Source organism: Capnocytophaga granulosa ATCC 51502, assembly GCF_000411115.1.
GTDB classification, from domain to species: Bacteria; Bacteroidota; Bacteroidia; order Flavobacteriales; family Flavobacteriaceae; genus Capnocytophaga; species Capnocytophaga granulosa.
Genome location: NZ_KE150248.1, coordinates 1 through 9,137, shown reverse-complemented (window position 1 = coordinate 9,137; position 9,137 = coordinate 1). Strand labels below are relative to the sequence as shown.

Annotated in this window: 2 protein-coding genes; both read left to right on the top strand. The window is 47.2% G+C overall.

Annotated elements, in window-relative coordinates:
• Positions 1–45: 45 nt before the first annotated feature.
• Positions 46–8,745 (top strand): T9SS type B sorting domain-containing protein, encoded by an 8,700-nt coding sequence (locus tag HMPREF9331_RS04880; protein WP_211212267.1) that lies wholly within the window; start codon positions 46–48, stop codon positions 8,743–8,745.
• A 141-nt stretch (positions 8,746–8,886) separates the two neighbouring features.
• A partial coding sequence (locus HMPREF9331_RS12740) for a type IX secretion system membrane protein PorP/SprF (RefSeq protein WP_016421346.1) occupies positions 8,887–9,137 on the top strand: 251 nt, incomplete at its 3' end.

The following is a 9,137-nucleotide window of genomic DNA, read 5'->3' as shown; positions in this document are numbered from 1 at the left end:
GCCCAGTGTGATGGCGTAGAGAGCACGACCACAGAGTATATCCGAGTGATAGAGAGCACGGATACATCGGTAGATGTAATCAAAATACAAGCGGGCAATGTAGGCGGCACTTGTACTTATCTAGAGAACAATGTCACCAAACAGCGTTGGGTGAGTCATTTCTTGTTCTGTAGTGGTTCAGAGAGCAAGGTATTGCGAGCCAATGCATATCAGGGAGGTGTAGCCTGGCAGAAAGCCAATGGTTGCAACAATGACACCTGGGGCAACTGTTTTGATGTCAGAGACACTTGTTGGCAAACGATCTCCACGGACAACAGCTATACGATAAGCGGTAGCACAGTAGGCAAGTACCGCTTGAAGGTAGGCAGTGGCAGTTGTTTCAAGTACTATTATTTTGAGGTATCCACCACAGGCTTTACAGGCGTGTTGGAAGGCACCCCTACGCCTCACTCAGCGTTGAGTTTAGGGGTAGTGAACTTGATGATGAATGTAGATGGCATAGACTATACCTATACAGTAGAGCGTTTGTCAGACCACCAGATATTAGCAAACAATGTAGATGCTCCAGTGGATAGTAGAGGCAAGCGCTATGTAAAGGTAGGCGGTTTGCAAGTGAAGAGTGGCGATACCAGTGATAGCTTCAAGATTACGGTAAAGGCCAAGACAGGCTTTACGGGATGTAAGTTTGAAGGTACCTATACCATACCAAAGACAGGAGAGATGACCGCTACAGTGGAATACACCCAGGAGTGGTCTGAGGACACTTGTAGTCAAGCCAAGTTCCTCTTTACGGTATCAGGCGGACAGAAAAACTATCGTTATTTGATATATAAGATAAACGGTGCTTATGTAAAGCCATCGTATAGCAATGGCTTTGAGAACATACCGGATTCAGAGTTTTCGAGCTTTGTTACCCAGTATGAGACCTCCCCTGCGCCGCCGCCAGATAGGTTCTACCAATGGATTACGATATTGCAAGAGGGCAAGTATGAGTTTTTGATCAGGGATCAGGATGACCGTTTTGCAGTAACCAATGAGGTAGAGATAGGACAGACGGCCAAATATGCAGTTAGTGTAACGGCCACGGATATAGATTGTGCATATCAGTCTTCTGGAAGTATAGTGGCCAAGTTCCTAAATACGGTAGTGCCAGGTCAGAAGATAGAGTTGTACAAGTATAACACCAATGGCAATTTGCAACGTATACGAGAGAGCCAGTCAGGCGAATTCCATGGTCTATCGGCGGGCAAGTATAAGGTAAAGATGAGTTACTTACTTTCGGGCGTAGGCCACATTCCTTGTGAGATAGAGCGCGATATAGAGGTAGCATCCCCCGCGCCTATAGAGGCATCGATAGGGGTTATATCGGACAATACATGTGCGGCGAATAATGGAGCGTTCTTGTTGCATGTCAATTGGGTAACGGGCGGTTCAGGCGGTTATACCTTTATGTCCCCATCGGGCATAGGAAGTTCGGCCAGTTTCAGTGCGGCCACCACGCTAAAGGTAGACGGAGGTAGTCAGGCCAATCCGAAGATACAGGTAGTGGTCAGAGACAGCAAGAACTGTGAGGCGACCTTTGAGGTAATGGCCAAGAAAGCCTTGGTAAAACCAGCGCTTGATGCCAGTGAGGTAACCTATGACTGTGGAGGCAATGGTAGCTTTACCATCACCCCTACCACACCAGCGGGTAAGACCTATACCTATGAGTATAGCTTGGACGGAGGCGTACGTCAGGCGCCTAATGGAGCCAACAATCAGATGCAGTACACTGGCCTTCCAGGAAGGGTAGCCCCCTACAAGGTACAGGTATATTATAAGGAACCAAGTACAACATCAATCAATGAGTTATATAAGGTAACCTTTGGAGACTTAGAGCGCTTGGATGACAGTGATGGAGCGCCAGCCACTATAGGTTCGGCCAAGGCTACGGGCGCGTTGACCGTAGGAACCCATGTGGTTACCCGCCAGTTGCCCTCCAGTACAGAGTACCGCAGTGAGACGGGTACGGGCCGTTATTATGCGGTACGAACATCGACTCTTGATAACACCATATATGATAAAGTCATAGAGAATGTATTGCGTTCGCGCAGTGTCTCTGTGAAGTTGCGATATATCAACTTAGGAAAGAGTGGTCTAGCCCAAGGGGTAGGCTTGAAGATAGTATTGCAGTACAAAGACACGAATGACAATACCGATCGAGAGATAGAGAAGGAATTACCCCCTCTTTCCCAGTCAGATGGTTGGAGTGAAGGCGAGGTAGTTTTCAGAGAGTTAGAAGGCGTAGCGCATGACAACAAGGTACGTCTTTGGATAAGGACAACAGTGGGCACAGCAGCGGTAGGATTGGACGACATACAAGTAAGCCAGCCAACGCAGAGCTGCCAAGAGGGTGAGTTACGTTCGGTACAGGTAGTACCAGGCAAGGCCTTCTCAGCAACGATCACACAGGTAGAGCCACCTAAGTGTCATGCAGGAGATGGAAAGATCTATGTGAAGCTTTTCAATCCAGAGCCAAGCACCACATATAGCTATGCCCTCTCAAGCAGTGGTACGTTTGTGTCTACACCATTGGTAGGTACAGATAAGTTAGAGATAGTAGCCCCTATAGGCACTCATACGTTGAAGATACGTATGATCCATCCGGATAACACCTTCTGTGAGATCAACGCCAATGGTACGGCTGTGATAGATGATGTACCAGAGCTCAAGATAGACAACATAGAGGTGCTTCCTATGGGCTGTCCAGGAAGTCCATATGAAAAGGCAGGTGCGATAGTGAAGGTCTTGAACGGACGCGCCCCTTATGTGATAGAGGTCAGAAAGACAGGCATGCCAAGCTTTACACCAGCCACAGTAGAGTGGACAGGTAATACGGGCGAGGTAAAAGACTTGGATGACAATACCACTTATGAGTTCAAGGTAAAAGACAGCCACTCCTGTGAGAGTGCGGTAGAGCGCAAGGCGATCCCTGCTAAGAAGGAAGTTTCAGCTACGATCAATGCCACTAAGTGCTTGAGTGTAGGAGGCACAGGCAGCATCATAGTAGAGGTACAGGATGGCAATGGAGGCTATGAGTTCAGCAAGGACGGAGGCGCCACTTGGGTAAGTGACCCAGGCAACCCAACCCAGTATGAGTTTGATAACTTAGCGCCAAGTGGCACCCCTTATAAGATACAAGTAAGAGACCGCTTGAACTGTAAGACAGACATAGAGGATGTCTACATCAGTGAGGCCTTAGAAGTAGGTCGCACCACCGATGGCGCTTATGGCTGTGATACACCACAGGAAGAAGTAACGATAACGGTCAGAGGAGGTGCTAAGATAAGCGGTAGTTATAACATGCAATGGAAGCGAGGAGGTCAAGCATCGGATATAACAGGTTATAATCCTATGAGTGACAATGACGGCGGCAATGTAGTGATCACAGAGGCAGCGGGAACGACAGTAACCTATAAGGCAACGATAAAGACAGAGGGCATGTACCACTTCCTAATCACAGATGCCAATGGTTGTAAGCAGACCGTTAGCCAAGAAATAAGGAAGGAAGATCCAGTGTTGTTGTCCACTCCAGGGCTTACAGGCAGTACAATTGCCTGTGCAGGAGCCTCTGATGGAGTGATAGGAGTGTTCAATGGTAGTGTATACCTTCCTATGGAAGAGGCCATAGATAGGACTAAAGGGGTAGCCCCTTATACAATCACGCTTTACGAATCGAATAGTTCTCATGCAAAATTAGGTGCAGTAGCGGCAGACAAGCAGAACGGCCGAGGTCTAAGTGCAGGATTTTACTATGTAGAGCTTAAGGATGCCAAAGGTTGTACCACCCACAAGGTAGTGGAGGTAAAAGAAAAACCAGCCCCTACGGCAAACATGGATGAGGTTAAAAATGCAACTTGCTCCAGTGGGCCACTTGCTTTAGGACATCTAAAGATCAGCTTTAACAATCCTAATTTGCGGGATGATTACTATATAGCAGTCTATACGGATGATCTTTATACCTCTTTGGCCACTGCTTATGACTTGTCCAATCAGGAAACCCCTGCCAGAGCAGACTTTAATGCAGAAATTTCAGGTACAGCTACTATAAGACTAAAAGAAGGCACTTACTATCCAGCCGTAGTCAATAAAACCACAGGCTGTATGGTAAAAATGCCAGCACAGGAGATAGGCGGAACGAATATAAAGGTAAAAGAGGTAAGTCGCCAGGGCAATAGCTGTGATGAAGATGAGATCACCTTAGACTTCTGGGAACAGGATGGTACTAATCCACCAGGCACCATAGATCCTAGCCAGTTGCATGTAGCTGTGTATAATTCGGCAGAGCCTAATAATGCGTTACAGCAGTATATAGATCCGCCTTATACAGCCGCGCAGATACTTGAACCTTTAACGACAGATAACCCAGATACCTATAGAAAAGTACGTCTTAAGATAACAGTTCTAAGGAATGTACCTTATAGACTGATGATTAGGTATAATAGTTGTACAACGGTAACCAAGCCGGCAGTGGATACGCCACCGCCTACACCGAGCACCACCATTACGGCCAACCGCTTACCTAACAAGTGTGGCGCGGGAGGAAGTGTAGCGTTGGATTACGAGGTATCAGGCGTTTCAAACCCTGTAAACTGGGCAGTATATCCATATCCGTTTGATACAAGGATAGGACACGTTCCTCCTTCGCCTCTCGCCTCAGGTACTAGTGGTGCGGTAGTGGCAGGCAAGACAAGCATACAATCCACCACCACAGCCTTAACTGAAGGCAAGAACTATGTTTTGGTGATAAAAGATGCAAGCAATTGTATCTTGAATACGAAGGAGTTTATGGTTAATCAGTCAGCCACACCATTACATTTGGATGAGGCAGAACCGATAAGTAACTATTCGTGTGATGAGAATCCGAATAACTCAGCAAGGGTACGAATAAAGGTTAGCGAAGGGGTACCACCTTACCGCTATACAATAAGTACCTTGGCAACAGAACCTTCGGCACAACAGTGGGCAGAGCCACAGGTATTTACTTCCAACAGTCGTGAGATCATCTTGGATAAGACCTTTGAGGGCACCACTAAGAAGATCACCAGTGGGACCACCACGGGAGACCCATGGTATGTCTATGTACGTGATGCGAATGACTGTACGGTAAGTCAGCAGGTAACCATCAAGAAAGATGAAACACCACATATCCTCAGTGCAGAGATAGAGAACATCTGTGTAGAGGGCACTGAGTTTACAGTATTGGTAACTATGGATAAGGTAGGTCCAGGTCAGCACTATTACACCTTCAAGCCTACAGGAAGACCAGAGACTGCTAAGCAACCATTGAGTTTGATACAAGTGGAAGCAAATAAGTGGCAGGGCCGTATCTATAGAGTGTATGGCAATGATGTAAGTAGAGACATCAGAATCTATGATCAGAATGGTTGTGCCTCCGATCCATATACCTTCCAGTTTGCAGGTAAGCTCACCTTCAATGTAGAGCAGAAGACACCGCTTACATGTAAGGCAGGAGCAGCAGGTAATGGAGAGATAGAGGTGAAAGACATCACCAACTATATCCCAGCTACCAATCATAACTATACCTATCGCTTACTTAGAGAAGTCTCAGGAGGTGATGTAGTGGTAGTCAATGACACACCACTGACTAAAACAACCACAAACTTCACCTTGCCTATCACCGAAGCAGGTAAGTATAGGGTAGAGATAGTAGACAGCGAGTATGCGAACTGTCCATTTAGCAGAACCATCACCATACGTGAGAAGGTACAGCCAGTAGTCTTGGTACAGAGCTATGCGGATGCCACCTGCTTCCATGGAGACACACCAGCCTTGGCACAGACCAAGGGAGGCGGCGTGGCCACCTTGCTAGCCTCACCAGGAAGTGAGCTTCCGATGACCTTTAGTATAAAGTCAGCGCGCTATGCTGATGATGACAGTGCGGTAAATTTTGCTACAATCCCAAGTGATTATCAGAATGTTACCCCAAGCACTAGCAATGATAAGGTTACGGTAGATCCTACAGGACGCAAGGCCATCTTCAAGGGCTTATATGGTCATACCAGAGGTATCATCTATACGATAGAGGCCAAAGGAAATAATGACTGTAAGACCACTACGGAGGTGAAGATCATGGGAGTGAAGGAGCTTAAAGTAGATATGGATCAGTCCGAGGTCACTCAGTTCAAGTGTAGTGCAGACCAAGAGCTGGTAGCCAAACTCAAGTTGCCTATCACCGCTATAGAGGGCGGAAGTGGAGTATATCGCTTTACCTTGCTCAAGGCAGGAGCGCCAGTGGCGGGTAATATTGACTTGATAGCGCCAGAATTTAGTATAGACGATGAACAAGGCGGCACTTACAAATTGAGAGTGGAAGATGCGCAGTATGATTGTACAGCGGTAGATGTAGACTTCCCAGCCGATAGGGCGATAGATCCATTTGTAAAGGTGAAGAAAGTAGACTCAGCAGAGGCGCAGGATATCACATGTAATGCGGGAGAAAAGGTAACGGTAACGGCTACTTTAGCCCCAGCACCAACTAAGGATATACGCATCAGCCTATCGCTAAGGAGTATCTCTGATGGCTCTCACCAGAATAAGACCCTTACAGTAGCGGCAGGCGCCACCGGTGTAAGCCACACCTTTGACGATGTGCCTATGGGCAACTATAGTGTGGTAGCCACCAATGAGGAAACAGGTTGTGTGGTCTATGGAGAGACCTATAAGGTACAAGATCCTAATACGTTCTCCTTGACAGCCACCTTGCAAAAGCCAGTGAAGTGTTATGGTAGCGCCACAGGAGAGATTACCTTCACCTTAGCCGATTTAGATTTGAGCAATAGTGGAGGCGTAGATCAGGCAACGAAAGGCTTTACTGTGAAGATAAAGGGTATTACCGATCCTACTTTTGAGCAAACAGTAACAGGCCCTGTAGGACAGACATCGGTAGTGTATGCTACCTTACCTTATGGTGCTTATACAGCCACAGCCACTTCCCAAAGCACAGGCTGTCAGACGAAGATACCGGCGAACTTTACAATCCGCCAGGCAGACCAGCCGATAGCGGTAACAGGTAAGCTCAGAGTACCGGATGATTGTAGTGCAGAGGGAGCAGGAGAAATCTCAGTGGAGGTAGTGGGAGGAGTAGCCCCTTATAAGGTTACCTTGTCAGGCAATGGAGGTAGCTATACTCAGGTAGCCCAACAGGTGTATAACCGTTGGCTCTTTACCGCAGTGCCAGGGGCGAATGCACCAGGAGCCGACTTTGATATACGAGTAGAAGACGCATGGGGTTGTGACCAGACCTTCACTCAAGTGGTCAAGAATGTGATAAAGCCCGATCCAATAGACTATGACGACCCTGTGATCCCAACGGTATCATGTAAGGGAGCGGAAGACGCTTATATCAAGATAGAGAACGCACGAGGGGGAGCTTATGATGACCCAACGGCAGCACAACCTAAGACAACCTACTATTACGAGTTGTACCACTCTGAAAGAGGCGCGATACGTCCGTTGCAGACCAGCAATGAGTTCTTTAACTTGCCAGCGGGTAACTATACCTTGGTAGTGAGAGACCGTTGGAACTGTACCAAGGAACAACAATTTACCATAGCCAACCCACCAGAGATAAAGGTAACTAAGGTAGATGGATCTAATTTGGTATGCTACGGAGAATTAGGACATGTGAAGATAAATGTCGTAGGAGGCACACCAACAGGAACGCCATCAGAGTTTGTCTATACTTTAGACTTAGTGGATGTAGATAGTGATGCGGTAGTGAAGACCTACCCAGATGTAAGAGCCAGTATGTTACCATACACGATCAATGGCTTGACCCCAGGGGTGAACTACCGAGTAAGAGCCACTGACGGCAAGCAGTGTCCTGGAGCCTCTGATATGTTTGCTTTGACGGCAGCACCTAACTTGGAGGTAAGAGCCAGCTATGAGGATAGTTGTACGGATAATGCCTATGAAGGCAATGTGGTCATCACCTTTGATGATGCTACTGTGGATTACAGCAAGATGCAATACTCCTTTGATGGAGGCACCAGCCGTTATCCTTTTGCTTCAGGTTCCGGACAGGGAGCACAGGTGAGAATCAACCGCAACCATGTGAGTGTGAAACCGACGTCCTTGCCTAGAGCAATAAAGCTCTATTACACAGAGGCAGGCACCACTTGTGAGGGAGAGACCAATCCTGTGATAGTGCCAGTGGTAGAGAAACTCAGCTTGATACAAGACCCAACAACACCGCCAGGCCTCAATGAGCTTAGACTCTTAGGAAAGAATGGGGTGCCAGATTATGTGTTCTACTTCAATGGAGTACATAAGGGCAATGAGGGTACTTATATCGTAAGGATACAAGATCCAGAAGGCGTAGATCCGAGCGACAATAAGCTCAAGAAGCGAATAGAAGCGAAGGTCGAAGACAGCAAGGGCTGTACGGCCGAGCAGGTGTTCTATGTAGACTTTGTAGATATAGACATACCACGCTTCTTCACACCAAACGGAGATGGAGAGAACGATACTTGGTCGCCACGCAATACGCAGCAGTATCCAAATATCCTCACTCAGATCTATGACCGTTATGGTCGCTTGCTCAAGGAACTCTCTCGAGGGGAGACATGGGATGGTACTTATAATGGTAAGGCCTTACCAACGGGCGACTACTGGTATATCATCACCTTGGGTGAAGAAGACGACTCACGAGAGTTCAAAGGACACTTTACACTATTTAGGTAATAGAGATTAGTTGTTAGAGATTAGTTGTTAGTGATTAGTGGTTAGAGATGAGTATCTAACCACTAGCCACAGACTACTAACCACTAACGGCTAACCACTAACTACTGACCACTGACAACTAAAAGAAATAAAAAAGGAATAATGAAAAAACTAGCGTTATACATATGTGTGCTATTAGGCATGCCGAGTGTGATTGGGCAAGAATTGCAGTTACCTGCGGGGAATCAGTACTTAGCCGACAGTGAATTTTTGATTATGCCCACCTATGCGGGTATAGGGAACAACGTACGGGTACGCCTATCGGCCACCAGCCAATGGGTAGGTATCAAGGAGGCGCCTGACTATCAGAGCTTATCGGGAGATATGCGATTGGGTAACCGCAGTGGTTTGGG